The 25,440-nt window shown below is 63.4% G+C and carries 22 protein-coding genes; 13 read left to right on the top strand and 9 right to left on the bottom strand.

Translation table 11 applies throughout. The features are described from left to right. The first annotated feature begins 7 nt into the window (after positions 1-7). The 4 genes from ligA to H3H39_RS17035 are packed head-to-tail and all read left to right on the top strand — an operon-like array spanning position 8 to position 4,800. Positions 8-2,392, top strand: coding sequence for an NAD-dependent DNA ligase LigA (gene ligA, locus H3H39_RS17050; RefSeq protein WP_182154694.1), 2,385 nt, complete (start codon positions 8-10; stop codon positions 2,390-2,392). Continuing rightward, complete coding sequence (galU, locus tag H3H39_RS17045; protein ID WP_182154692.1) at positions 2,389-3,303, top strand: UTP--glucose-1-phosphate uridylyltransferase GalU; 915 nt, start codon at positions 2,389-2,391, stop codon at positions 3,301-3,303. Before ligA ends, galU begins: the two co-directional genes overlap by 4 nt. Next, positions 3,300-3,836 carry a peptide deformylase gene (def, locus tag H3H39_RS17040; RefSeq protein WP_182154690.1) on the top strand — a complete coding sequence of 179 codons (537 nt, stop codon included), beginning with the start codon at positions 3,300-3,302 and terminating at the stop codon, positions 3,834-3,836. The genes galU and def overlap by 4 nt, the downstream gene beginning before the upstream one ends. A 10-nt stretch (positions 3,837-3,846) precedes the next feature. Next, complete coding sequence (locus H3H39_RS17035) at positions 3,847-4,800, top strand: ion channel (RefSeq protein ID WP_182154688.1); 954 nt, start codon at positions 3,847-3,849, stop codon at positions 4,798-4,800. A gap of 19 nt (positions 4,801-4,819) precedes the next feature. Here the strand turns inward: H3H39_RS17035 and H3H39_RS17030 are convergent, their stop codons facing one another. From H3H39_RS17030 to H3H39_RS16990, 9 genes are all read right to left on the bottom strand, one after another. Continuing rightward, positions 4,820-7,033, bottom strand: coding sequence for a DUF3141 domain-containing protein (locus H3H39_RS17030; protein ID WP_182154686.1), 2,214 nt, complete (start codon positions 7,031-7,033; stop codon positions 4,820-4,822). 64 nt (positions 7,034-7,097) lie between these two features. Continuing rightward, on the bottom strand, positions 7,098-7,460 hold the full coding sequence (locus tag H3H39_RS17025; RefSeq protein WP_182154684.1) for a phasin family protein: 363 nt from the start codon (positions 7,458-7,460) through the stop codon (positions 7,098-7,100). Positions 7,461-7,572: 112 nt separating this feature from the next. Beyond that, positions 7,573-8,001, bottom strand: coding sequence for a hypothetical protein (locus tag H3H39_RS17020; RefSeq protein ID WP_182154682.1), 429 nt, complete (start codon positions 7,999-8,001; stop codon positions 7,573-7,575). A 129-nt stretch (positions 8,002-8,130) separates the two neighbouring features. Beyond that, the gene (locus tag H3H39_RS27965) at positions 8,131-8,712 is read right to left on the bottom strand and encodes a PEP-CTERM sorting domain-containing protein (RefSeq protein ID WP_229218105.1); all 582 of its coding nucleotides are present in this window, start codon (positions 8,710-8,712) and stop codon (positions 8,131-8,133) included. A 246-nt stretch (positions 8,713-8,958) separates the two neighbouring features. Continuing rightward, positions 8,959-9,630 (bottom strand): flagellar brake protein, encoded by a 672-nt coding sequence (locus H3H39_RS17010; RefSeq protein ID WP_182155044.1) that lies wholly within the window; start codon positions 9,628-9,630, stop codon positions 8,959-8,961. A 245-nt stretch (positions 9,631-9,875) separates the two neighbouring features. Then, on the bottom strand, positions 9,876-10,625 hold the full coding sequence (locus tag H3H39_RS17005) for a pseudouridine synthase (RefSeq protein WP_182154680.1): 750 nt from the start codon (positions 10,623-10,625) through the stop codon (positions 9,876-9,878). Between the two features lie 35 nt (positions 10,626-10,660). Continuing rightward, positions 10,661-13,228, bottom strand: a complete 2,568-nt coding sequence (locus tag H3H39_RS17000; RefSeq protein WP_182154678.1) for a [protein-PII] uridylyltransferase — start codon at positions 13,226-13,228, stop codon at positions 10,661-10,663. Between the two features lie 20 nt (positions 13,229-13,248). Continuing rightward, positions 13,249-14,067 (bottom strand): type I methionyl aminopeptidase, encoded by an 819-nt coding sequence (gene map, locus H3H39_RS16995; RefSeq protein WP_182154676.1) that lies wholly within the window; start codon positions 14,065-14,067, stop codon positions 13,249-13,251. A gap of 219 nt (positions 14,068-14,286) precedes the next feature. Next, on the bottom strand, positions 14,287-15,018 hold the full coding sequence (locus tag H3H39_RS16990) for an MHFG family PEP-CTERM protein (protein ID WP_182154674.1): 732 nt from the start codon (positions 15,016-15,018) through the stop codon (positions 14,287-14,289). 397 nt (positions 15,019-15,415) lie between these two features. On the opposite strand from H3H39_RS16990, the gene rpsB reads away from it, so the two are divergent. The 9 genes from rpsB (at position 15,416) to bamA (ending at position 25,411) form a co-directional block, all read left to right on the top strand. Further along, entirely contained in the window at positions 15,416-16,168 is a 753-nt protein-coding gene (gene rpsB, locus H3H39_RS16985; protein WP_182154672.1) for a 30S ribosomal protein S2, read from the top strand. Between the two features lie 134 nt (positions 16,169-16,302). Next, entirely contained in the window at positions 16,303-17,217 is a 915-nt protein-coding gene (gene tsf / locus H3H39_RS16980) for a translation elongation factor Ts (RefSeq protein WP_182154670.1), read from the top strand. Positions 17,218-17,384: 167 nt separating this feature from the next. Continuing rightward, positions 17,385-18,101, top strand: a complete 717-nt coding sequence (gene pyrH, locus H3H39_RS16975) for a UMP kinase (RefSeq protein ID WP_182154669.1) — start codon at positions 17,385-17,387, stop codon at positions 18,099-18,101. Positions 18,102-18,155: 54 nt separating this feature from the next. Then, positions 18,156-18,716 (top strand): ribosome recycling factor, encoded by a 561-nt coding sequence (gene frr, locus H3H39_RS16970; RefSeq protein WP_182154667.1) that lies wholly within the window; start codon positions 18,156-18,158, stop codon positions 18,714-18,716. A gap of 135 nt (positions 18,717-18,851) precedes the next feature. Continuing rightward, positions 18,852-19,604 carry a polyprenyl diphosphate synthase gene (gene uppS / locus H3H39_RS16965; RefSeq protein ID WP_182154665.1) on the top strand — a complete coding sequence of 251 codons (753 nt, stop codon included), beginning with the start codon at positions 18,852-18,854 and terminating at the stop codon, positions 19,602-19,604. Next, a complete protein-coding gene (locus H3H39_RS16960; protein WP_182154663.1) occupies positions 19,604-20,434 on the top strand; it encodes a phosphatidate cytidylyltransferase in 831 nt (276 codons plus the stop codon). The genes uppS and H3H39_RS16960 overlap by 1 nt, the downstream gene beginning before the upstream one ends. Positions 20,435-20,445: 11 nt before the next feature. Beyond that, on the top strand, positions 20,446-21,627 hold the full coding sequence (ispC, locus tag H3H39_RS16955; RefSeq protein WP_182154661.1) for a 1-deoxy-D-xylulose-5-phosphate reductoisomerase: 1,182 nt from the start codon (positions 20,446-20,448) through the stop codon (positions 21,625-21,627). Beyond that, positions 21,624-22,976 (top strand): RIP metalloprotease RseP, encoded by a 1,353-nt coding sequence (gene rseP / locus H3H39_RS16950; RefSeq protein ID WP_182154659.1) that lies wholly within the window; start codon positions 21,624-21,626, stop codon positions 22,974-22,976. Before ispC ends, rseP begins: the two co-directional genes overlap by 4 nt. A 98-nt stretch (positions 22,977-23,074) precedes the next feature. After that, a complete protein-coding gene (gene bamA / locus H3H39_RS16945; RefSeq protein ID WP_182154656.1) occupies positions 23,075-25,411 on the top strand; it encodes an outer membrane protein assembly factor BamA in 2,337 nt (778 codons plus the stop codon). The last annotated feature ends 29 nt before the right edge of the window (positions 25,412-25,440 follow it).

Raw genomic sequence — 25,440 nt, 5'->3', positions numbered from 1 at the left:
CAAGGTAATGAGCGAACTGGATTTCCAACAGCGTATCTCCTGGTTGATTGCTGAATTGAATCGGCACATCTATGAATACTATGTGCTGGATGCACCAACCATTCCAGACTCCGAATATGACAAGTTGTTTGCAGAGTTGCAGGATTTGGAGCAGAAGCATCCTGAATTAGTGGCGCCCGACTCACCTACTCACCGGGTTGGTGCGTCGCCATTGCCTCAATTTACGCAGGTAGCGCACATCGTTCCGATGTTGTCACTGAATAATGGATTCGTTGACGACGATATTGCGAATTTCGATCGACGTGTTCGTGAGGGGTTGGACTCACCATTAGTTGAGTATTCGACCGAAGTGAAATTTGACGGTTTGGCCATTAATCTTCGATATCGGCACGGGCTGCTTGTACAAGCGGCAACACGTGGGGACGGCTACACTGGCGAAGATGTGACAATGAATATTCGTACAATCAAGACAATACCGTTGCGGCTAAAGGGGGAGAAGGTTCCGACCCTATTGGATGTGCGTGGCGAAGTCTTGATGTATAAGAGTGACTTTTCAAGATTAAACGAGCGCCAACGTGCTCTGGGGCAAAAGGAATTTGCGAATCCTCGCAATGCTGCGGCTGGAAGTTTGAGGCAGCTTGATTCAAAAATTACTGCGCAGCGCAAACTGCGATTTTTCGCATATGGAATTGGTACATTAGAGGGTGGGGAAATGCCTGAGTCGCATTCGGCCCTACTTGATTGGTATCGCAGCCTGAGAATTCCTGTTGCGAAGGAGCGAGCGGTAGTTCATGGACTCGATGGATTGTTGGAATTCTACAGACGCATCGGTCAAGAGCGAGCCGCTATGCCATATGAAATTGATGGTGTGGTGTACAAGACAAATCGATTAAGTGATCAGCGGAGGTTAGGGTTCGTATCTCGCGCACCTCGATTTGCAGTTGCTCATAAATTCCCGGCAGAGGAAGCACTTACGATTGTCCAGGCGATCGAAGTTCAGGTCGGGCGCACAGGGGCACTTACGCCCGTGGCTCGACTCGCTTCCGTGTATGTCGGCGGCGTTAATGTGACAAATGCGACGCTTCATAATGAGGACGAAGTTCGTCGTAAAGATGTTCGAGTTGGGGATACGGTCATAGTTCGGCGCGCCGGTGATGTCATTCCGGAAGTGCTATCTGTCGTGTTGGACAGACGGTTGACTCCAGAACCCCCTCCATTCAGCCTGCCTAAAAGCTGCCCCGTGTGCGGCTCGCATGTGGTGCGCGAGGAGGATGAGGCCATCGCCCGATGTTCGGGCGGTTTGTTCTGCTCGGCCCAGCGCAAGGAGGCGATCCGCCACTTCGCCGGCCGCCGCATGATGGATATCGAAGGCCTGGGCGACCGTTACATCGACAACCTGGTGGAGGCGGGCCTGGTGCATGGCGTGTCGGACCTGTACCGGCTCACGCTGGACGACCTGCTCAAGATGAAGCGCCTGGCCGATGAACGCGACGGCACCACGCCCGAGACTGTCCTGCAAGGCAAGGTGGCCACCAAGTGGGCCGACAACCTGCTGGAAGCGATCGCGGCCGCCAAGCGCCCGCCGCTGGAACGCTTGCTGTTCGCGCTCGGTATCCGCCACGTGGGCGAATCGACGGCCAAGACCCTGGCTGAATGGCTGGGTTCCTTCGAACGGGTGCGGCGTGCGCCGGTGGCGCTGTTGCGGGTGCTTCCCGATATCGGCGGCACTGTAGCCGAATCGATCGCGGACTTTTTCGCCGAACCGAAAAACCAGCAGGCCATCGACGCGCTGTTGGCCGAAGGCGTGCAGCCGCAAGGCGAACATGCGCCCAGCGCCAAGCTGCGCGAACGGCTCGACCCTGTCAAGCTGCTGGCTGCGCTGGCCATCCCCAAGTTGACGGAGCCGCGCAGCAAGCAGCTGGTGGAGCAGGGCGTCACGCTGGAAGCGCTGGCTTACCTGAAGATATTCGACGTGTTCGGCCTGCCCGCCGCCGTGGCGGAAGCGCTGCGCGACTGGATGGAACAGCCCGGTCATCGTGAACAATTGCTGGCGCTGGACGCCTTGCGCGCGGACTTGCTGGCCCAGTTGCCGGAAGCGGCCGCCGTGGCGGACAGCGCCTTGAGCGGCAAGACCTTTGTGTTGACGGGCACCTTGCCCAACCTGAGCCGCGACCAGGCGGCGGCATTGATCGAGGCGGCTGGCGGCCGGGTGGCCGGTTCCGTGTCCAAGAAGACCGGCTACGTGGTGGCCGGCTCGGACGCCGGCAGCAAGCTGGCCAAGGCGCAGGAACTTGATCTGGCTATCCTCGACGAAGCTGGCTTGCTGGCATTATTGGCATTACATGGGCAGCCCGCGGCGGCTGCCGCAATAGATAACGGAAGTGTGGCATGACGAAGAAAATTACCAAGGCAGTGTTCCCGGTGGCGGGACTGGGCAGCCGATTCCTGCCCGCGACCAAGGCGCAGCCCAAGGAAATGCTGCCCATCGTGGACAAACCGCTGATCCAGTATGCGGTGGAAGAGGCGGTGGCGGCCGGCATCACGGAGCTGATCTTCATCACGGGCCGCAACAAGCGTGCTATCGAGGACCACTTCGACACGGCCTATGAGCTGGAATCGGAACTGGAGGCGGCTGGCAAGACCCGGCTGCTGGAATTCGTCCAGAACGTGATTCCCAAGCACGTCAATTGCATCTACATCCGCCAGTCGGCCCCGCTGGGCCTGGGCCACGCCGTGCTGTGCGCGCGCCCCGTGGTGGGCGACGACCCGTTCGCCGTGCTGCTGGCCGACGACTTCATGGACACGCCCGACGGTATCAAGCCGGTACTGGCCCAGATGACGGACTTGTACGCCTACGAGCGCTGCAGCGTGCTGGCGGTGCAGAACGTGGCGCGTGCGGAAACCAAACAGTACGGCATCGTCAGCGCCTCGGCCTACCAGCCCAATCTGGAACTGGTGCACGGCATTGTGGAAAAACCGCTGCCGGACGACGCGCCTTCCACGCTGGCCGTGGTGGGGCGTTACGTGCTGTCGAGCCGCATCTTCGGCTACCTGGAGCACATCGGCGCCGGCACCGGCGGCGAGATCCAGCTCACGGACGGCATCGCCGCCCTGATGAAGGATGAACGCGTGCTGGCCTACCGCTATCAGGGCCAGCGTTACGACTGCGGCTCCAAGCTGGGCTACCTGAAGGCCACCACCGCCATGGGCTTGAAGCACGCTGAAACGGGCGACGCCTATTGCGCCTTCCTGCGCGAAATCCAATGCCAGATCAAAGGTGAAGCGGCCGGAGGCCAGCCATGACGGTGCGCGAGATACTCAAGATGGGCGACCCGCGCCTGTTGCGCGTGGCCGAGCCGGTGCGCGAGTTCGGTACGCCGGAGATGGAACGGCTGATCGCCGACATGTTCGACACCATGCACGCCGCCAACGGCGCCGGCCTGGCCGCGCCGCAGATCGGCGTCAACCTGCAACTGGTGATCTACGGCTTCAAGCTGAACACGCGCTATCCGGACGCGCCGCAGGTGCCGGAGACGGTGCTGATCAACCCCGTGCTGACGCCGCTGTCGGACGAGAAGGAAGAGGGTTTCGAAGGCTGTTTGTCCGTGCCTGGCTTGCGCGGCAGCGTGCCACGCTGGACCCGGCTGCGCTACGTGGGCGTGGACCAGTTCAACCAGCCGATAGAGCGCGAGGTGGATGGCTTCCACGCGCGCGTGGTGCAGCACGAGGTGGACCACCTGCACGGCATCCTGTACCCGATGCGCATCACGGACTTTTCCCGATTCGGCTTTACCGAGGTGATGTTCCCCGACCTCGATCCGGGCGCCGACGAATGAGCGCGGCAGGATGAACGCATCGCCACTCAAGGGGCCGCTGCGGCCCAAGGTGGGGGCCGAGCGTGGCACCTTCCGCATGGGCAATTCGCGCATCAAGCGCGTCGGCTTGCGCCGCTGGTACTGGGCCGACATCTATCACTGGATGCTGACGCTGACGTGGCCCCGTTTCTTCATGCTGTTCGCCACCCTGTACGTGCTGACCAATTTGCTGTTCGCCGGCGCCTTCTTCGTGGTGCCGGGCTCGGTGTCCAACGCCCGCCCCGGTGAGTTCATGGACATGGTGTTTTTCTCGATCGAAACGCTGGCCACCGTGGGCTATGGCTACATGAATCCGGGCAGCACCTACGGCCACGTGGTGGCCTCGATCGAAATCATGCTGGGCATGGTGGAAGTGGCGGTGGTCACGGGCCTGCTGTTCGCCCGTTTTTCGCGCCCGACGTCGCGCATCATGTTCTCCGACGTGGCCGTCATCACGCCCTTCAACGGCGTGCCCACGCTGATGCTGCGCACCGGCAACGAGCGTGCCAACCTGATCCTGGAAGCGTCGGTACGGGCCTCGCTGGTACGGCGCGAAACCACCCAGGAAGGGCAGCTGTTCACCCGCTTCTACGATCTCAAGCTGGAACGCGACCAGACCACGGTGTTCGCGCTCACCTGGACCATCATGCACCGCATCGACGAGCACAGCCCGCTGTGGGGCAAGACGCAGCAGGACTTGATCAACGAAGGCACCACGCTGACGGTGGGGGTGTCCGGCACGGATGATACGCTCAACGATTTCGTCCATGCGCGGCAAAGCTATTCGGCTGAACACATCTTCTTCAACCACCACTTCGCCGACATCCTGTCCGATAAGCTGGAAGGGGATGTGCGCATCCTCGACTTCAGCAAGTTCCACGACATCCACCCGGATGGCAGCGAAGGCGGGATCATGCCAGGCGCTGCAGTAGCCCACCCGGGCTAAGAGACCGGGGCTCTGGAAATCACATTTCCGGCCCCGGCTCACTGATGCTGGACTCGGCCGTCTCATCCACTTGGAGGATGGCCGCCACGTGCTGGAGCCGTAGCCGTTTTTCCTCCTTGATCGGCCCGCTGCGCGCCAGCAGCCCACGCGCCAGGTGCAGCGCCTCGCGCCGCTGGTCCAGCGTGGGCAGCAGCTTGCGCAAGCCTTGCAGCGCGCGGTCCTCGTCCAGCCGCACCAGGTAGGTTTGCAGGTTGACGGCGTGCTTCAACTGGTTCAGCGTGATGGTCTTGTCCAGCCCCCGTTCGCGCATCAGCTGGCGGATGCCGTCGTATGGCCGCTTGTCCACCACGCCCACGCCGCTGGCCACGTAGATCACCAGCCGCAAAAAGCCCGCTTCCGGGCTGCCCCGTTCGAACCACGTGGCGTGTTCGGCGCGCTTCAGGCGCAGCAATTCGTCCTGCTCGCGGCTGCGCCCGCGCGGGCGGTTCAAGTGCGGCGCCGACGGCGACAGGCCCACCAGCGCCGCCGTCAGCGGCGATTCGTAGACGGCCTTGAACAGGTTCTCGCAGGCGCTGTCGCGCAGGTCGCGGTAGCTGTCCCACATTTGTCCGATCATGGCGCTGGCCTGCTGTTCCGCCAGTAGCAGCGGGTTGTCGGGCGCCACGGGGCGGCGCTGGGCGCGCACGGCTTCGGCCAGCGGCGCCACGGCCTTGACGAAGGGATTGCTGTCCGAGATCAGGTGCCGCTCCAGCCGGGCCGAATTAAGGTTGCGGTGCAGGGCGGCCGTGGTTTCGTTGGTGACGGCGCGCACGGCGGGCGACACGAAGCGGTCGTACATGGCCTGGTTGACCTGGGCCACGCGGCGCACCACTTCGAACGCGCGCTCGTCGTCGCGCCCTTCGCCCAGCGCCAGGATGTCGCTCACTTCGCGCGGCTCGAAACGGATCACGTAGCGCCCGCTGGCGAACTCCAGGCCCGGCATGTCGGGGTGGGTGTCGGTGATGATGGCCTCGTACAGGCCGGGCGGCAGCACGTCGATCAGGTCGAGCGCATTGGCCAGCTCCGAATGTTCGCGGTTGGCCACGCCGGCCGAGACGAAGATGCCCAGGTGGCCCACATGCTCGTGCAGGAAGTAGACGATGGTCTGCTCGTTGTCGCGGATCTCGCCGGCGTTGGCGTACAGGTCCGGGATCCAGTTCAGCGCCTGCTGGGGCGGGGTGATGTTGTCGCCCCACGAGGCGAATACGATGATGGGCGAGCGGATGTGGCGCAGGTTGATCTGGCTGCGGCCCTCATCGTGGAAGATCTCGCCCGCGCTCAGGCGGTTGCCGACGAACAGATTCTGCGTGATCCACTCCATCTCCTCCTTGTTGAGCAGGAAGTGGCCGCCCCACCAGCGTTCGAATTCCAGGAAGCGCTGGCGTTCCGTGTCGACCTTGGCATACAGGCCATAGGGCTTGTGCCAGTAAGTGTTGGCCGGATCCAGCTGTTCGAAGTTGTTGACCAGGTGGGCGCCGTCGAACTTGCCGTTGCCCAGGTCGCCGGCCAGCGAGGCGGCCCAGGTGCCGCCCAGCAGGCCGCCCGTGTAGCGCATCGGGTATTTGCCGTGCAAGCCGGACCAATAGGAGATGGGTGAGCCGGCCAGCAGGATGGGGCCCACCAGTTCCGGCTCCAGCGCGGCCAGCATCATCAAGGCCCAGCCGCCCTGGCAGTTGCCGATCACGAAAGGCTTGCCGGCGTCGCCCGCGTGCAGTTCGTTGACCTTGGCCAGGAACACGCGCTCGGCCGCCGTCACGCATTCGATCGTCTGGCCGGGCACGGGTTGGGGGAAGAACATCACGAAGTAGCACGGGTGGCCCTGGCGCAGCGCGATGCCGATCTCGCTGTCGATCTTGGAGCCGCCGATGCCGGGGCCGTGGCCGGCGCGCGGGTCGATCACGACGAAGGGGCGCTTGTGCCGGTCGGTGGCCGGGCAGCCGGGCGGCGGCTTGATGGCGGCCAGCGCGTAGTTGGCCGGCCGTTCCAGCTTGCGGCCGTCGACGATGATGTCGTAGTCGAACACCAGCACGGGCGGCTTGCCCGACTGTTCATGCTCGGCGTAGATGTTGCCGCGCTCGCGCAGCACGTCGAAAGTGAGGATGGCCCGCTGCCACGCATCGACCCAGTAATCGAAGACCGATGAGGCAAGCGGAGGCAGGGCCGGGATACCGGCTGGCGGGTCGGACAGGGACATGGAACACTCCCGGGGGGCGAAATCGGTGGCCGGTTTCCCGGCCGCTCAGGCTACTCTCAGGATACTATTTGCCGCTGCCGGCCTGCTGGGCCGCGCGGCTGATGGCCGTTTGCGTTTCCAGCGTCAGCTCGGCCAACTGGCGGCCGTAATCGACGGCCCGTTCCAGCGTGGGCGCCATCTGGGCGCTGGCCGTGGCCAGCCATTCCTGCGGTGTGGCGGCGGCCAGGCGCTGGTGCATGGCTTTCGGATACTCGTCCAGCACGGTGCGGATGGCGCCGATGTTGAGGGCGGTGAGTTTGGCCACGCTGTCGACCCCGCTTTGGGCCAGTGACGTGACGAAATCGAGTTGCGCTTCCACCTGCGCCCGGCTGGCGGCAGGTAACTGCGTGGGGAACTGTGCGGTGAACTGTTCTGATGCTGAAACCATGGATGCCTCCTGGGTGGTTTGCTGACAGTCTGTCGGAAATGAAGCGAGGCCATTGTGGCATGCGGCGCGGGCGGCGGCAAGCGGCACGCGCTTTGTGGCATCAAGCCAAGTCCTACGATGACGATGCGGCGCCCAGCAGGTCGCGCGCGTTCAGCAGCGCGTACACGATGTCGGGATGGCGGTCCAGGCAGCGCCGGATGGCGGCCGGGATCGCCTGGCGCGTCTTGCGGCACAGGCCGCGGCGTTCGGCCAGTTCGATGGCCAGGCCGCGCACCGTGCGCACGCCCCGCACGCTGGGCGTGATGCGCACGGCCATGCCCAGCAGCTGCTCCATGCGCAGCGTCATGTGTTCCAGTTCCTCGTAGCTGGCGATCGCTTCGATACGGGCGATCAGGCGCTTTTCCTCTTCCCGCGTCAGGCGCAGGATGCGTGCGTCCGTTTCCGGTGCGGCCGCCAGCGCGTCCAGCAGCTCGTCGCGCCCGCACGAGCAGGCGCCGGGCGGACACTGTTGGCGTATTGGATAAGGCAATGCTTGCAGCATGGCGGCACGGATGTGAACGGGCGAGCTTTGATTCTACCGCGCTGGATCGCCAAAAACACGGGCAACACAGACGGCCAAAAAAAAACGCCCCTGGCGGGGCGTCAATTGCACTCTGGCGGCGTACGCCGATCAGGCTGCCTTGCGGCGGCGGGCCAGGAAGCCCACCAGGCCCAGGCCGGCCAGCAGCATGCCGTAGGTTTCAGGCTCGGGGACGGCCGACGCGTAGGCGCGATAGTTGCTCAGCTTGTCGCTGGTGATGACGAAGGGATTGGCAGTCCCCTGGGTCCAGTGGAACAGCATTTCGCCGTCACCGAAGTGCACCGCCAGGTAGTTGTAGTTTGGCGGCTGGGAGATGGACAGCGTCTTCAAGTTGCTGTTCAAGACTGCTGTGGCATTGGCGCCGCCAACGTAGCTGAGGCTGGCGGGCAGGCCCCAGCCGCTCAGGCCACTGGCGTTGATCGCGTTCATGACCGTGGTGGCGTTCTGGTTTGCCGGGGGGGTGCTGTTGAATGCCACATGCACCGGAGAAGCGGTGAAATCCGTGAAGGAGACAGTGTGGCCGGCCTCCAGCGTGAAGGTTGCCACGTTGTTGACGATGCTGCTCGTTACCAGGCTCGTCACATCGACGTAGCTGGCATGCGCGGAGGTGGCGAGTACCAGGCCGGCAGCGGCCAACGACAGCCGGATTGCTTTGGTCTTTATGTTGCTCATATTATATCCCGTGTTTGTAGAGTGATAATGACTGGCATCGCTCGCTATTCTGTCTGCGCTTCACAACTGCCAGTGGTGTGAATTTGAAGCAGTGAAGTCAGGTTATCATAAGGCTCACGGAATTTGCTATCTGCAAATAAAAATATTTGCGCCTTTCGTTGCATTCATGCTCATTTAATGGACTTGGGAGCAACAAAATTATGGAGCCGGAAATGTTGCGGGCCCACTGGGCGGCACCAGCCCGGATCAGCGGTTCTTTTCGGCGCTCAATTTTTGCAGCAGATGGTTGAGCTCGTCGCGCATCATCGGCGACAGGTTGATGAACTGGCAGCCGATCTGCACTTGCTCGCCCAGCAGGAACGAACGGAAGGTGCGCGACAAGCGGATCTCCAGGTCGGCGATCATGACGGCGTCCGGCCCCAGTTCCAGCCGCACCCGCTGCAACTTGCGGCCCACGTGCAGGCCCACGGCGTCGCGCGGGGCGGCGCGCATGCCGACCCCACCAGCGGAAAAATCGTACAGCTGCAATTCATAGGGTTTGCCGTTGAGCACGAACGAGGCGAGGAAATACACGCCCAGCGGCGTTTCCAGCCGCTGCGCCGCGCGCCGGTTGAGGATCAGGCATTTTTCCGGGAAGGTGGCCGGGATCAAGGTGGGATGCTCGGCCAGCGGCGTCCAGTCGGGCGAGCTGAGCTTGAACTGCATCTTGGCGCTGCGCAGCCAGGCCACGAACACGGCTTCGCCGGGCGGCAGGTATTCGCCTTCGTTCAGTTCCAGCACGAACTGGGGATGGTCGGGGTCGACGGAGCGGATGCGTGCCAGCACCACGTTGGTGCTGCTGTGGGGATAGATCGATACGGGATCGCCCGTCTCGGCCAGCATGGCCAGGGCGTCGCCGATGTCTTGCTCACCATTCATTTCATGGGGCTTGCTGCCGGCCGCGATGGGTTCCTGGGCATCTTTGAGGCTGGGCGGACCACGACGAAATTGGCTGGGTGGTGGATTATTCACGACGGCATATCTCTTTGCGATTTTCGGGGGAAAAAGATGTATTGCAAGAACAGTTTACTCACTATTGCCCGCATTGGCTTGCAGAATAGCAAGAATCTTTCATCTAATGGTGACAGCACGCCACACTGCGTGTCTGTGCAGGACAGCGCAAATCAGAAGCGCTCGTCCGGCCGCAGGTAGCGCCATTGTCCAACCGGCAAGTCACCCAGCTTGACCTTGCCGATCCGCACCCGTTTCAAACCCACCACCTTCAATCCCACCATCTCGCACATGCGGCGGATCTGGCGTTTCTTGCCTTCGCGCAGCGTGAAGCTGAGCTGGTCGTCGTTTTGCCAGCGCACCTTGGCCGGCAGCAGCGGCTTGCCGTCCATCCACAGGCCATGGTTGAGCTTCTTCAAGTCCGCGTCGGGCAGCTTGCCGGGGCGCGTGTATTCCACCCGCACCAGGTATTCCTTGTCAATGTCCGTATCGTGGCCGATCAGCTGCTTGGCCACGCGGCCATCCTGGGTCAGCACCAGCAGGCCGACGGAATCGATGTCGAGCCGGCCGGCAGGCACCAGGCTGCGCAGCTGGGTCGGATGGAACTGTTCCGTGGCCGGGTCGTCGGGCCAGCGGTTCTCCGGTTTGATCAGGGCCACGGCCGGCTGGTAGCCATCCTCGGCCTGGCCGCTCACATAGCCCATCGGTTTATTGATCAGCACCGTGACGCGCTTCGATTGCTCGGCCGCGGCCTGGCGTTCCACCGTCACGCGCTGGCTGGGATAGACCTTGCTGCCCAGTTCAGACACCACCTTGCCATCCACCCGCACCCAGCCGCGGGCGATCCATTCATCGGCCTCGCGGCGCGAGCACAGGCCCAGTTCGGACATCCGTTTGGACAGGCGTAAAAGTTCTTCACTCATGTTGCGTTATTTCTTCAGTAGGGCGGACGCGCGGCTCACACCTTGAGCGCGTCCAGTAAATCGGTTTCCAGCTGCAATTGCAGACGGGCATTGCTGAGGGCGGCGCCATCGACCAGGAACACGTCCTCCACCCGCTCGCCCAGCGTCATCACCTTGGCCGTGTGCAGGTTGATCTTGTACTTGGTGAGCACGTTGGCGATCGCGTACAGCAGGCCGGTGCGGTCGTTGGCGGCCACTGACAGCAGGTAATACTGGCCCCGCTCGTCGGGCCGCAGATCGACCGTGGGCTGGATCGGGAAGCTGCGCGACAGGCGCGACAGCCGGCCCTTGCCGGGCGCCGGCAAGGCCGTCTGGGTGGTCAGCAGTTCGCACAATTCGTGCTCGATCAGGCTGATGATGTCGCGGTAGCTCTTGGCGAAGTTCTGCTCCGTCACCAGGAAGGTGTCGAGCGCGTAGCCGTGGCGCGTGGTGTGGATCTTGGCGTCCAGGATGCTGAAATTCTTGCGGTCGAAATAGCTGCAGATGCGGGCGAACAGGTCGGCCTGGTCGCGCACGTAGACGGCGATCTGCAAGCCTTCACCGATCGGCGCCAGGCGGCATTTGACGACCGGCTGGGCGCTGTCCATGCGGTTGTACAGCGCGCGCGTTTCCCACGCGATGTCCGAGGCGTCATGGCGCAGGAAGTAGGCCACGTCGAGCTGCTTCCACAGCGCTTCGTGGGCATCCGGCGGCAGGCCGTACAGGCGCAGCGTGGCCAGCGCCTCGTGCTGGCGGTTTTTCAGTTCGCTGTCGGCCGAATGGTGCTCGCCGCCCAGCACCCGCAGCGTGATGCGGTACAGGTCTTCCAGCAGCTTGCCTTTCCACGCGTTCCACACCTTGGGACTGGTGCCGCGGATGTCGGCCACCGTCAGCAGGTACAGCGCCGTCAGGTGGCGCTCGTCGCGCACCACCCTGGCGAACGATGCGATCACGTCCGGGTCCGACAGGTCCTGCTTCTGCGCTACGTGCGACATGGTCAGGTGGTTCTCGACCAGGAATACCACCAGTTCCGTGTCTTCCTCGCTCATGCCGTGGTCGTGGCAGAACTGGGCCGCGTCCACCGTGCCCAGCTTGGAGTGGTCGCCGCCGCGGCCCTTGGCGATGTCGTGGAACAGGGCGCCCACGTACAGCACCCACGGTTGCGCGAAGTTGGCCATCAACTGGCTGCAGAACGGATATTCGTGCGCGTGTTCCGTCATCGTGAAGCGGCGCATGTTACGCACCACCATCAGGATGTGCTGGTCCACCGTGTACACGTGGAACAGGTCGTGCTGCATCTGGCCCACGATCTTGCGGAAGTTGGGCAGGTAGCGGCCCAGCACGGACAGGTCGTTCATGCGCCGCAGCGTGTGGATGATGCCCACCGGCGCCTGCAGGATGCGCAGGAACAGGGCGCGGTTGACGGGGTCCTGGCGGAAGCCGGCATCGATCTTGAAGCGCTCGTGCCACAGCGCGCGCATGGTGCGCGAAGTCATGCCCTTGAGCGAGGGGTTCTGCGTCATGAGCAGGAAGATTTCCAGCACGGCCGACGGGGTGCGCTCGAACGTGTCGTCATCGTTCATGTCGATGAAGCCGTTGAGCTCATTGAAGCGCGCGTTGATGGGCACGGCCACGCCCGATTTCGGGAACAACCGTTCCTCGATATTCTGCAGCAGGATGGTGTTGAGCTGGGTGACGGTCTTGGCGGCCCAGTAGTAGCGCTGCATCAGGTATTCGCTGGCGCGGCGCATGTTGATGCCGCTGCCGGTGGCCTGGAAACCCAGCGTCTCGGCGATGGCCGTCTGTACGTCGAACACCAGGCGGTCCTCGCGCCGGCCCGCGTGCAGGTGCAGGCGCACGCGGATGTCCTTGAAGGCGCGCTCTTTTTCCATCAGCTGCTTGGCCTCGGTCTGGGTGATCAGCCCCGAAGTGGCCAGCGTGCGCCACGAATTGGCCAGGCCGGCGGCCTTGACCATCCACAGGATCACTTGCAGGTCGCGCAGGCCGCCCGGGCTCTCCTTGCAGTTCGGCTCCAGGCTGAAGGCCGTGTCCTCGTACTTGGCGTGGCGCTGGCGCATCTCCAGCATTTTCGCGTGATAGAACGCTTGCGGGTCCATGGCGCCCTGGTAGCGCCGCTGCAGCTCCTCGTACAGGGGCTGGTCGCCGCAGATCAGGCGCGCTTCGAGCAGGCTGGTCTGCACCGTGATGTCGGCCTGCGACTCCGTCATGCACTCGTCCACGGTACGGATGCTGTGGCCGATCTCCAGCCCCAGGTCCCACAGCAGTTGCACCAGTTCCTCCAGCTTGCCGCGGGTGGTATCGTCGGGCGCGCGCGCCAGCAGGATCAGCAGGTCGACGTCGGAGTGGGGGAACAGTTCGCCCCGGCCGTAGCCGCCCACGCCGATCAGGGCCGTGTCGTCCGGCAGCGCGGCCGCGTGCCAGGCTTCCGTCAGCACCGCGTCCACGCTCTGGCGCAGGTTGCGCAGCAGCTTTTCCGGCATGCCGTCGGCCTGGAAGGCGGCGATGACGAGCTGGCGGTCGGCCTTGAGCTGGCGCTTGAGCTGTTCCCTGAGATCCTTCTTCATCGCGGCGGCCGGCATGGTGCTTACGCGGCCGCGGTGGCGTTGCCGATGAAGGCTGGCGGCGGCGGGCTGCCGGCCGACAGGGTCAGCACCTCGTAGCCCGTCTCCGTGACCAGGATGGTGTGTTCCCACTGGGCCGACAGGCTGCGGTCCTTGGTCTTGATGGTCCAGCCGTCGCCCATTTCGCGGATCTCGCGCTTGCCGGCGTTGATCATCGGTTCAATGGTGAAGATCATGCCGGGCTTGAGTTCCTCCAGCGTGCCGGGGCGGCCGTAATGCAGCACTTGCGGTTCGGTGTGGAACACCTTGCCGATGCCGTGGCCGCAGAATTCGCGCACCACGCTGTAGCCGGCCTTTTCCGCGTGCTGCTGGATGGCGTGGCCAATGTCGCCCAGGAAGGCGCCCGGCTTGACCTTGGCGATACCCAGCCACATGCATTCATAAGTGATGTCCGACAGGCGCTTGGCCAGGATGGACGGTTCGCCAATGAAGAACATGCGGCTGTTGTCGCCATGGTAGCCATCTTTGATGACGGTGATGTCGAGGTTGACCACGTCGCCGTTCTTGAGCACCTTGTCGCCGGGGATGCCGTGGCAGATCACGTCGTTGACGGAGGTGCAGATGGCTTTCGGGAACGGCGTGTAGCCGGGCGGGCAGTAGTTGAGCGGGGCCGGGATGGTGCCCTGCACGTTGACCATGTATTCGTGGCACAGGCGATCCAGTTCCCCGGTGGTGACCCCGGCCTTGATGAAGGGGGTGATGTAGTCCAGCACCTCGGAGCCCAGGCGGCCGGCGACGCGCATGCCGGCGATGTCTTCGGCGGTGTTGATGGTAATCGACATAGTGGATCGCAATCTGCAAAGTAAACGGGGAAAACGCAGGCGGCGAGCAGGTCGAACCTCAGGTCCGTGCTCGCGGCGTGCAGTAGCGTGAAATTATAAACGAGGCGGGACGCGTCGTGCTGACCGGGAATGTCGGCAAAAGCGGCCCCGGCAAAAGCGGCCCCGGCAAAAGCGCCGCGGGCGCGCTGGCTGTGCCGCGCGCCCGCAGGGGAGGGGGAATCAGGCGGCGCGGCGCTTGGCCAGCCAGCCCAGCAAGCCAACACCGGCCAGCAGCATGGCCCAGGTGTCCGGTTCCGGCACGGGTGGCGGCACCGGCGGGGTCGGCGGCAAGTGTGGCGCGCCCACCTGGACTTCGAACGGGGGCGCGGCGTTGACGAACACGGGTGGCGCGACGATCGGCACCGGCGGCGCGAACTGGACTTCGCGCGGCGCTTGCACCATCATCGGCGCTTCGGCCGGCACCACGACCACAGGGGCGGCGGCCGCTACCAGGATAGGTGCGCGGCCACCGGCGCCGTCTTCCGCGTTGTGGGCCACGGGCGCGGCGGGACGGTTGATGCGGCTGACATTGCCGCAGATCTTGGGCACCAGGATACAGTGGTTTTCCGCGCAATAGACGGCCGCCGGTTCGACCCGCGTCTTGGCCCACTTGTTGCGGGTCACGCTGTGGCACACGGAGGCGGCGCCAAAGTGCATGTCGCGGATGGCGGGGTCATAGGCGCCGCTGCTGTCGCTGGTAATAGCGTCGCGGGTGATATTGACCATGTCGTCGGGCTGCTTGCTGGCGATTTTCTTCTTCAGTTCCGCGCGCACGGATGGCGGCAGATCGGTGTAGCGGTCAATGGCCGCATTCGCATTGCCCGAGTAGGGATTCACGCCGGGGCGGTCCCAGGAACAGCTGGGCTGCACGGTGGACAGGGCGGCGAGTGTGACAGCGAGAGCGATGGACATGATGTTGGTCTTCCCATTGTTTTGCTGGTTTATAGTGTCCTGCAAGCAGGTATTGCCATTACAGAACTATAGTTTTCCTAATGATAATACGATTCAACAACTTATTGCTGCTGTTTAAGCCACAAACATTAAAAATATTTCAGCAAGATGACATCGATATTTCTTGACACGGGTAATGTTGTCGAAAGGTTCAGGTGTGAACTTGCTACTATGCTGGCCGCGCGCCACGTTGGACTTGATCAGGGGTGTTGTTTTGGAGTAGAATCTCGGGTTGCTTGAATTCGCTTTCGAGCAATGTTGTAAAAACGTTTGATTTTTAACTACACAAGCGAATCCGGTCGACAAGGGTGCCGTCAAGGTGACTGATCGGATTCCAGACCCAACCCTGGAGTTTATTATGTCCGTAACTATGCGCGAAATGCTGGAAGCCGGTGTCCACTTCGGCCACCAAACCCGTTTCTGGAACCCAAAGATGGCACCGTTCATCTTCGGTCACCGCAACAAGATCCATATCATCAACTTGGAAAAGACGATGGGTATGTATCAAGAAGCGATGAAGCACGTGAAACAGGTTGCTTCGAACCGTGGCACCATCCTGATGGTCGGCACCAAGCGTCAAGCCCGCGACATCATCGCCGCTGAAGCTCAGCGCGCAGGCGTTCCTTTCGTCGACCAGCGTTGGCTGGGCGGCATGCTGACCAACTTCAAAACGATCAAGACCTCGATCAAGCGCCTGAAAGACATGGAAGCGTCGATCGAAGACGGTTCCGTCGAGAAGCTGTCGAAAAAAGAAGCGCTGATGTTCCAACGCGAAATGGTCAAGCTGCAGAAGTCGATCGGCGGCATCAAGGAGATGGGTGGCGTTCCTGACGCGATCTTCGTCGTTGACGTCGGCTACCACAAAGGTGCGATCACCGAAGCGGCAAAACTGGGCATCCCTGTCATCGGCGTGGTCGATACCAACCACTCGCCAGAAGGCGTGAGCTATGTGATCCCAGGTAACGATGACTCCTCGAAAGCCATCATGCTGTACGCCCGCGGTGTGGCTGACGCCATCCTGGAAGGCCGTGCCGCTGCTGGTAACGAAGTCGTTGAAATGATCAAGGCTGCTGCTGGCGACGAGTTCGTCGAAGTGAACGAACAGGCTTAATTGTCGGTTCGTCAGTAGCAAGGAAAAAGGGGTGGCAGCAGCTCCCCCTTTTTTTTAATGTCGTGGACCGGGCGCTGTGCGCCGTACCGTGCGCCGCCCCACACCACAACCCCCACAGAATACAGGAGAAACACATGGCAGCGATTACTGCAGCGATGGTAGGCGAACTGCGCGGCAAGACCGACGCACCAATGATGGAATGCAAAAAAGCCCTGACGGAAGCCGATGGCGACATGGCTCGCGCGGAAGAGATCCTGCGCGTCAAGCTGGGCGGCAAAGCATCCAAGGCATCGGCCCGTATCACGGCTGAAGGCGTGGTGGTGACCTTCATCGCCAACGGCGTGGGCGCCCTGGTGGAAGTGAACTCGGAAACGGACTTCGTGGCCAAGAACGATGACTTCATGAACCTGGCCAACACCGCCGCCAAACTGGTGGCTGAACACAACCCGGCCGACGTGGCCGCCCTGCTGGCCCTGCCTGCGGGCGATGGCAAGACCCTGGACGAAGTGCGCTCGGCCCTGATCGGCAAGATCGGCGAGAACATGTCGATCCGCCGCTTCCAGCGTTTCGCCACTTCGGCCAAGCTGGCGTCGTACCTGCACGGTTCGCGTATCGGCGTGATGGTCGAGTTCGACGGCGCCGACGAGCAAGTGGGCAAGGACGTGGCGATGCACATCGCCGCCATGAAGCCAGTGTCGCTGTCGTCGGACCAGGTGCCTGCTGAACTGATCGAAAAAGAGCGCTCGGTGGCCAAGCTGAAAGCGGAAGAAGACGCCGCCAAGGCCGCCGCTGAAGGCAAGCCTGCCCAGTCGCCGGAAATCCTGGCCAAGCGCCTGGAAGGTTCCGTGCAGAAGTTCCTGAAAGAAGTGTCCCTGCTGAACCAGGCCTTCGTGAAGAACGACAAGCAGTCGATCGAGCAGATGCTGAAAGAAAAAGCGACCACCGTGAAAGCCTTCACCATGTATGTGGTGGGCGAGGGGATCGAGAAGAAGCAAGACGACTTCGCTGCTGAAGTGGCCGCGCAAATGGCCGCTTCCAAAGGAGCGTAATGTGAAACGGGCCGCGAGGCCCGTTTTTTTAACCCGCCCTCCCGGCCACCCCGGGCATGGCGGGTGGTAGCACCCCGGCGCGCAGCGACGCGGTCGCGGTATCATCGCGTACTGGAACCGTCCGCCGGCAGTCACACCCGAATAAATTAACTAAGGAGCCCCAGCTCATGTCAAAACCAGCCTACAAGCGCGTCCTCCTCAAATTGTCCGGCGAGGCCCTGATGGGTGATGACCCGTACGGCATCAACCGCGGCACGATCGAGCGGATGGTGGCCGATGTGGCCGAGGTGGCGAAGATGGGTGTGGAACTGGCGATCGTCATTGGCGGCGGCAACATCTTCCGCGGCGTCGCGCCCGGCGCCCAGGGCATGGACCGCGCCACGGCCGACTACATGGGCATGCTGGCCACCGTGATGAACGCGCTGGCCCTGGCCGACGCCATGCGCCACGTGGGCATCACGGCGCGCGTCATGTCGGCCATCGGCATCGAGCAAGTGGTGGAACCGTATGTGCGCCCCAAGGCGCTGCAGTACCTGGAAGAAGGCAAGGTGGTGGTGTTCGCCGCCGGCACCGGCAACCCGTTCTTCACCACCGACACGGCCGCCGCCCTGCGCGGTTCGGAAATGAGCGCGGAGATCGTGCTCAAGGCCACTAAGGTCGACGGCGTCTACACGGCCGATCCGAAAAAAGATCCGCACGCCACCCTGTTCCAGACGATCACCTTCGATGAAGCCATCGCCAAGCACCTGCAAGTGATGGACGCCACCGCCTTCGCGCTGTGCCGCGACCAGAAGCTGCCGATCAAGGTGTTCTCCATCACCAAGCCCGGCGCGCTGATGCGCGTCGTGATGGGCGAGGATGAAGGTACACTGGTGCACGTTTAAATTTTCATCTACATCATCTACAGATAGTCCTACCCAAGATACAGGAGAGCAGCAATGTCCTTAGCTGACGTTAAAAAGAACGCCCAAGACCGCATGGTCAAGTCCCTGGAAACCCTGCGCGCGGACCTGGCCAAGGTGCGCACGGGCCGTGCCCACACCGGCATCCTGGACCACGTGATGGTTGAATACTACGGCAGCCCAACGGCCCTGGCCCAGGTGGCCAACGTCAACCTGATCGACGCCCGCACCATCGGCGTGCAGCCGTACGAGAAGAAAATGGCGGCCACCATCGAGAAAGCCATCCGTGACGCCGACCTGGGCCTGAACCCATCGTCGCAGGGCGACGTGATCCGCGTGCCGACCCCGCCGCTGACGGAAGAGCGCCGCAAGGAAATGGTCAAGCTGTGCAAGGGCGAGGGCGAGGACGCCAAGATCGCCGTGCGCAACATCCGCCGCGACGCCAACGAATCGCTGAAGAAGCTGGTCAAGGACAAGGCTTGCTCGGAAGACGACGAGCGCCGTTCGTCCGAGGAAGTGCAGAAGCTGACCGACAAATTCATCGCCGACATCGACAAGATGGTGGCCGAGAAGGAAAAGGAAGTGCTGACGGTGTAAGCGGCCGGGCTGGCGTTCCGGGGTCAGACCCCGCCTGGCAAGGCCGGCCTGTCCGGTTTCGCCAGCGCGGGTCTGGCCCCTGTTGTGTTTTAGCGGTACAGCTGTAATACTTTATACTTTGGCATTAGTTTTTTCATGAAATATTCGAGCTCGACCACCGCCGTACCGGATGCGCCCGCCGTGCCGCGCCATGTGGCCATCATCATGGATGGCAATGGCCGCTGGGCCACCAAGCGCTTTTTGCCGCGCGTGGCTGGCCACGTCAAGGGCGTGGAAGCCGTGCGCACCGTGGTGGAAGCGTGCGCCCGCCGCGGCGTGGAATACCTGACCGTGTTCGCCTTCAGTTCCGAGAACTGGCGCCGGCCCGAGGAGGAAGTGTCGCTGTTGATGCGATTATTCGTCACGGCGCTGGAACGCGAAGTGTCCAAGCTGCACGCCAATAATATCCGCCTCAAGGTGGTGGGCGATTTGAGCCGCTTCGACGCCAAGCTGCAAGGCATGATCGCCAGCGCCGAACGCAAGACGGCCGCCAACACCCGCATGACGGTGACCGTGTGCGCCAACTACGGCGGCCGCTGGGACATCATGCAGGCGGTGGGCAAGATGGTGGCCACCCATCCCGGCGCCACCGATTTCACGGAAGAGCAACTGGCGCCACACCTGGCCATGGCTTATGCGCCCGAGCCGGACCTGTTCATCCGCACCGGCGGCGAACAGCGCATTTCCAACTTCCTGTTGTGGCAACTGGCCTACACGGAACTGTTCTTCACGGACGCCTACTGGCCCGATTTTTCCATCGACCACCTGGACGCGGCCATCGCGTCCTACCAGAACCGGGAGCGGCGCTTCGGCCGCACCGGCGCTCAATTGGCAGAAAAGACAAGCTGATGCTCAAAACTCGGATACTGACCGCCCTGGTCCTGCTGGCGGTGTTGCTGCCGGTCCTGTTCTTCCAATATTTCCCCGCTTTCGTGGTGGTGGCCACGCTGTTCTTCGGCGCCGCCATGTGGGAGGCGGCGCGCCTGTTCGGCCTGAAGCTGGCGCCCGTTTTCGCGGCCGTGTGCGCGGCCGCCTTCGTGTACGGCATGGGGCACGCCAAGCCGGGCGCCGTCAGTTCGCTGTTCGCCGTGTGCGCGCTGCTGTGGGCGATCCGTTTCGCGCCATCGCTGGGCATGGGGCTGCCGCCGCTGCAGGGTGCGGCCAACTGGACCTTGGGCTTGACCTTCGCGTTCGCCTTGTTCGGCTGTTTCTACGCCATCGTGGCGCTGTTCCAGCATTCGCCGGCCTTCCTGCTGTCGGCCATGGCGCTGGTGTGGGTGGCCGACATCGGCGCCTATTTCTGCGGCAAGGCCTTCGGCAAGCGCAAGCTGGCGCCCACCATCTCGCCCGGCAAGTCGTGGGAGGGCGCCCTGGGCGGCGCCGCCATCGTATTGCTGATCGCCATCGTCACCATCGTGGCCGCGCCCGTGGCACCGTGGCTGCAGGATACCTTCGCCGTGCGGCTGCAGGCTGCCATGGGCTGGCTGGCCACGCTGGCCATCCTGCTGTTGATGGTCGCGGCCAGCATCGCCGGCGACCTGTTCGAATCCCAGCTCAAGCGCCGCGCCGGCATGAAGGACAGCAGCAACCTGCTGCCTGGCCATGGCGGGGTGCTGGACCGTATTGACGCCCTGATCCCGGTGCTGCCCATGGCCGCGCTGATCGGCTCCTGGCTGTAAAGGAAGTAGCTATGCAACGCATCACGATACTTGGCGCCACCGGTTCCATCGGCGTGTCCACGCTGGACGTGCTGGCCCGCCATCCCGAACGCTACAGCGTGTATGCGCTGTCGGCCCACAGCCGGGTCGACGAGCTGGCGGCCCAGTGTGAACGATTCCGTCCCGCGCGCGCCGTGGTCGGCAGCGCCGCCGCCGCCGCCCGACTGAGCGCGCTGCTGCAGGCCAAGGGCTTGCGCACGGAAGTGGAATACGGCGAGCAAGCCCTGTGCGCCGTCGCCAGCGCGGCCGAAGTGGATGCCGTGATGGCGGCCATCGTCGGCGCCGCCGGCCTGGCACCCACGCTGGCCGCCGCCCGCGCCGGCAAGAAGGTGCTGCTGGCGAACAAGGAAGCGCTGGTCATGTCCGGCCAGCTGTTCATGGACGCGGTGCGCGACAGCGGCGCCGTGCTGCTGCCGATCGACAGCGAACATAACGCCATCTTCCAATGCCTGCCGCACGGCTATGGCCGCGCGCCCGAGGCGGCCGGCGTGGCCAAGGTGCTGCTGACCGCTTCCGGCGGCCCGTTCCTGACGCGCGCCGTCGACACGCTGGACGCCGTCACGCCCGAACAAGCGTGCAAGCACCCCAACTGGGTCATGGGCCGCAAGATTTCCGTTGACTCGGCCACCATGATGAACAAGGGCCTGGAAGTGATCGAGGCCCATTGGCTGTTCGGCGCCCCGGCCGACCTGATCGAAGTGGTGATCCACCCGCAGAGCGTGATTCACTCGATGGTGTCCTACGTGGACGGCTCCGTGCTGGCCCAGTTGGGCAACCCCGACATGCGCACCCCGATCGCGCACGCGCTGGCCTGGCCGGAGCGGATCGCCTCCGGCGTGGCCCAGCTGGACCTGACCCAAATGGGCGGGCTGCAGTTCGAGCGTCCCGATTTCGTGCGTTTCCCCTGCCTGGCGCTGGCGTTCGACGCGCTGCGCGCGGGCGGCACGGCGCCGGCCCTGCTGAATGCGGCCAACGAGGTGGCGGTGCAAGCGTTCCTCGACCAGCGCATCGGCTTCCGCCAGATCGACCGCGTGATCGCGCAGGTGATGGACAGTGTGCCGCACGGCGCGGCCAGCAGTATCGCCGCCGTCATGGCGCAGGATGCCACGGCCCGCGCGGCGGCCGAAACCTACATCGGTAGCCACGCAAAATGAGCGCGCTCCAGACCCTGCTGGCATTCATCGTCGCGCTGGGTTCGCTGATCCTGTTCCATGAGCTGGGCCACTACCTGGTGGCGCGCTGGTGCGGGGTCAAGGTGCTGCGCTTCTCGATCGGCATGGGCAAGGTGGTGTGGTCGCGCCGCTTTGGCGCCGACCAGACGGAATGGGCTATCTCCGCGCTGCCGCTGGGCGGCTACGTCAAGATGCTCGACGCGCGCGAGCAGGACCTGGGCGCGCTGGCGCCGCAGGACCTGCGCCGCGAATTCACGCACCAGAGTGTGTGGCGCCGGATCGCCATCGTGGCTGCCGGCCCGCTGGCCAACTTCCTGATCGCCATTATCCTGTTCGCGGGCCTGTACATGGCCGGCGTGGCCGAACCATCGAGCAAGCTGGGCGCGCCGGTGGCCGCCAGCGCGGCCGACACGGCGGGCCTGCGCCGCGGCGACCTGGTGGTGGCCATCAACGGCCGCGCCGTCGCTGGCTGGTCCGAGCTGCGCTGGCAGGTGATCCAGGCCGCCATCGACAAGCAAGCGGCGCGGCTGGATGTGGAACGCCCCGGCATGGGCCGCTACGCGCTGGAAATCCCCGCGTCGGCGCTGGCCGCGCTGGACCTGGAAGGCGACGTGCTGGGCCACCTGGGCCTGACGCTGTCGCGGCCCGCGCCCGTGATCGAGCAGGTGCTGGCCGGCGGCGCGGCCGCGCAAGCGGGCATGCGGGCGGGCGACCTGGTGGTGAGCGTGGACGGCGTGGCCGTGGCCGACGGCCCCGCTTTCATCGACCATATCCGTCCGGCCGCCGGCAAGAGCGTGCGCATCGGCTTGCGCCGTGACGGCCAGGCGCTGGAACTGGCGGTCACGCCAGCCGCTGAAAAGGAAGGCAAAGGATCTGTAACAGTCGGTAAGATCGGCGCGATGGTGGCGCAGATGCCGGATATGATCGTCGTGCGGGCTGGACCCGTGGCGGCGCTGGGCAAGGCGCTCGACAAGGTGTGGGACACCAGCACCATGACGCTCAAGATGATCGGCAAGATGATCGTGGGCGAGGTGTCGTGGAAGAACGTGACCGGTCCCATCACGATCGCCGATTACGCCGGCCAGACCGCGAGGATAGGCGCGGCCAGCTACCTGAGCTTCGTCGCCTTCATCAGCATCAGTCTGGGCGTGATGAATTTGCTCCCTATACCCGTTCTAGATGGGGGGCTTTTGCTGTATTATTCGCTGGAAGTTTTGACCGGGCGCCCCGTGCCGGAGCGTTTTGGCGAGATTGCGCAACGCCTGGGCATCGGCCTGCTGGTTGGCCTGATGATGCTCGCGGTGTTCAACGACGTGGCGCGCCTGTTGTAGGAGGCTCGCGATGCGCGAGCGTGCCGCCGATGGCGCGGCTTGCGCGGGCCTGCCAGTAGTCCCATGAGTAGTTCAATGAATAGCCATCGATTTAGCCAATGAAATTACAAACTGACCGTATCGCCTCGTCTTCCTTTCGCCGCAGTCTGATCGGCGCCGCCGTCCTGGCCCTGTGTGCCGGCAGCGCGCTCGCCATCGAACCCTTCACCGTCAAGGATATCCGCGTCGAAGGCATACAGCGTACGGAAGCCGGTACGGTGTTCAGCTACCTGCCGGTGCGGGTGGGCGAGACGTTCAACGACGAGAAGAGCGTGGCCGCCATCAAGGCGCTGTATGCCACCGGTTTCTTCAAGGACGTGCGGCTGGAGGCCGATGGCAATGTGCTGGTGGTGCTGGTCGAGGAACGGCCCGCCATCGCCAAGGTGGAATTCACCGGCACCAAGGAATTCGAGAAGGACACGCTGGTCAAGGCCTTGAAGGACATCGGCGTGGGCGAAGCGAAGATCTTCGACAAGGCGTCGGTCGACCGCGCCGAGCAGGAACTCAAGCGCCAGTACCTGTCGCACGGCCTGTATGGCGTCAAGATCACCACCACCGTCACGCCGATCGAGCGTAACCGCGTCAACGTCACCTTCGCCGTCGATGAAGGCGAAATCGCCAAGATCAAGCAGATCAACATCGTCGGCAACAAGGTGTTCTCCGACAGCGAGATCAAGGAAAACCTGGCCTTGAACACGGGCGGCTGGTTCAGCTGGTACACCAAGTCCAACCAGTATTCGAAGACCAAGCTGACGGGCGATATTGAATCGCTCAAGTCCTTCTACCTGAACCGCGGCTACATCGAGATGCAGGTCGAATCGACCCAGGTGTCGATCACGCCGGACAAGAAGGACATCTACATCACCATCAACATCACCGAGGGCGAGCAGTACAAGGTGTCGGACATCAAGTTCGACGGCGAGACCTTCGGCCGCGAGGAGGAGTTGCGCTCGCTGGTGCTGCTCAAGAAGGGCGAGATCTATTCGGGCGAGCGCCTGACGGCCACCAACAAGCTGATCTCGGACCGCCTGGGCACCTTCGGCTACGCTTTCGCCAACGTCAACGCCAACCCCGAGATCGACCGCGCCAAGCGCGAGGTGGCATTCACCTTCTTCGTCGATCCGGGCAAGCGCGCCTACGTGCGCCACATGAACATCGCCGGCAACACCACCACCCGCGACGAAGTGATCCGGCGCGAGTTCCGCCAGTTCGAATCGTCCTGGTACGACGCCAACAAGATCAAGCTGTCGCGCGACCGGGTGGACCGCCTGGGCTACTTCAAGGAAGTGACCATCGACACGCCGGAAGCGCAAGGCACGTCCGACCAGGTGGACGTCAACCTGACGGTGACGGAAAAGCCGACCGGTAACTTCCAGATCGGTGGCGCGTTCTCGCAGGCCGAGAAGTTCACCTTCCAGGCCGCCATCCAGCAGGCCAACTTCGCCGGCAGCGGCACCACCGTGGGCCTGGAGCTGAACACCAGCAAATACAGCCGCACCGTGTCGTTCTCGCAGACCGACCCGTACTACACGGACGACGGCGTGTCGCGCTCGTTCTCGGTCTACCTGCGCACCCAGCAGCCGCCGGCGCTGAACGTGGGCAGCTACACGATCAAGCAGCAGGGCGGCAGCATCAACTACGGCGTGCCGTTCTCGGAAACGGACACCGTGTTCTTCGGTATCGGCGCCGAGCGCTCGCGCATCGACACCGACAGCACCAGCCCGATCCGGTTCAAGAATTACGTCACCAGCCTGACCGGCGCCGCCGACGGTGTGGGCAGCGCCGTCACCAACGCCTTGCCGCTGACGGCGGCCTGGGCCCGCGATAGCCGCGACAGCGCCATCACGCCGACCATCGGCCGCTTCCAGCGCGCCAACCTGGAACTGGACGTGGCCGGCCAGCAGAAATACTACCGCGCCGTGTACGAGCAGCAATGGTACAAGCCGCTGCACCCCAAGGTCACGCTGGCGCTCAAGGGCGAGATCGACTTCGGCCACGGCATCGGCCACAATCCTTACCCGGTGTTCAAGACCTTCTACGCGGGCGGTATCGGTTCCGTGCGCGGCTATCTGAGTTCTTCGCTGGGCGCCGTCGATCCGGTCAACTTCGACGCGCTGGGCGGCGCCGAGCGCTTGATCGGCAATGCGGAACTGCAGATGCCGTTCCCCGGTTCGGGCACCGACCGCAGCCTGCGCTGGTTCGGTTTCCTCGATACGGGTCAGGTGTACCAGGAAGGCCAGAAGATGCGCGCGTCGGAATTGCGCTATTCTACCGGCCTGGGGATCAGCTGGATTTCGCCGGTCGGCCCGCTCAAGTTGAGTTATGCTAAGCCCCTGAACGCCAAGCCGGGCGACCGCCTGGAACGCTTCCAGTTCCAGATGGGTACCGGTTTCTGACGCTGTACCGGATCAATAATTGCCACGGA

Source organism: Rugamonas apoptosis (genome assembly GCF_014042355.1).
In the GTDB taxonomy this organism is placed as follows: domain Bacteria; phylum Pseudomonadota; class Gammaproteobacteria; order Burkholderiales; family Burkholderiaceae_D; genus Rugamonas; species Rugamonas apoptosis.
This window is presented reverse-complemented; position numbering and strand designations above follow the sequence as displayed.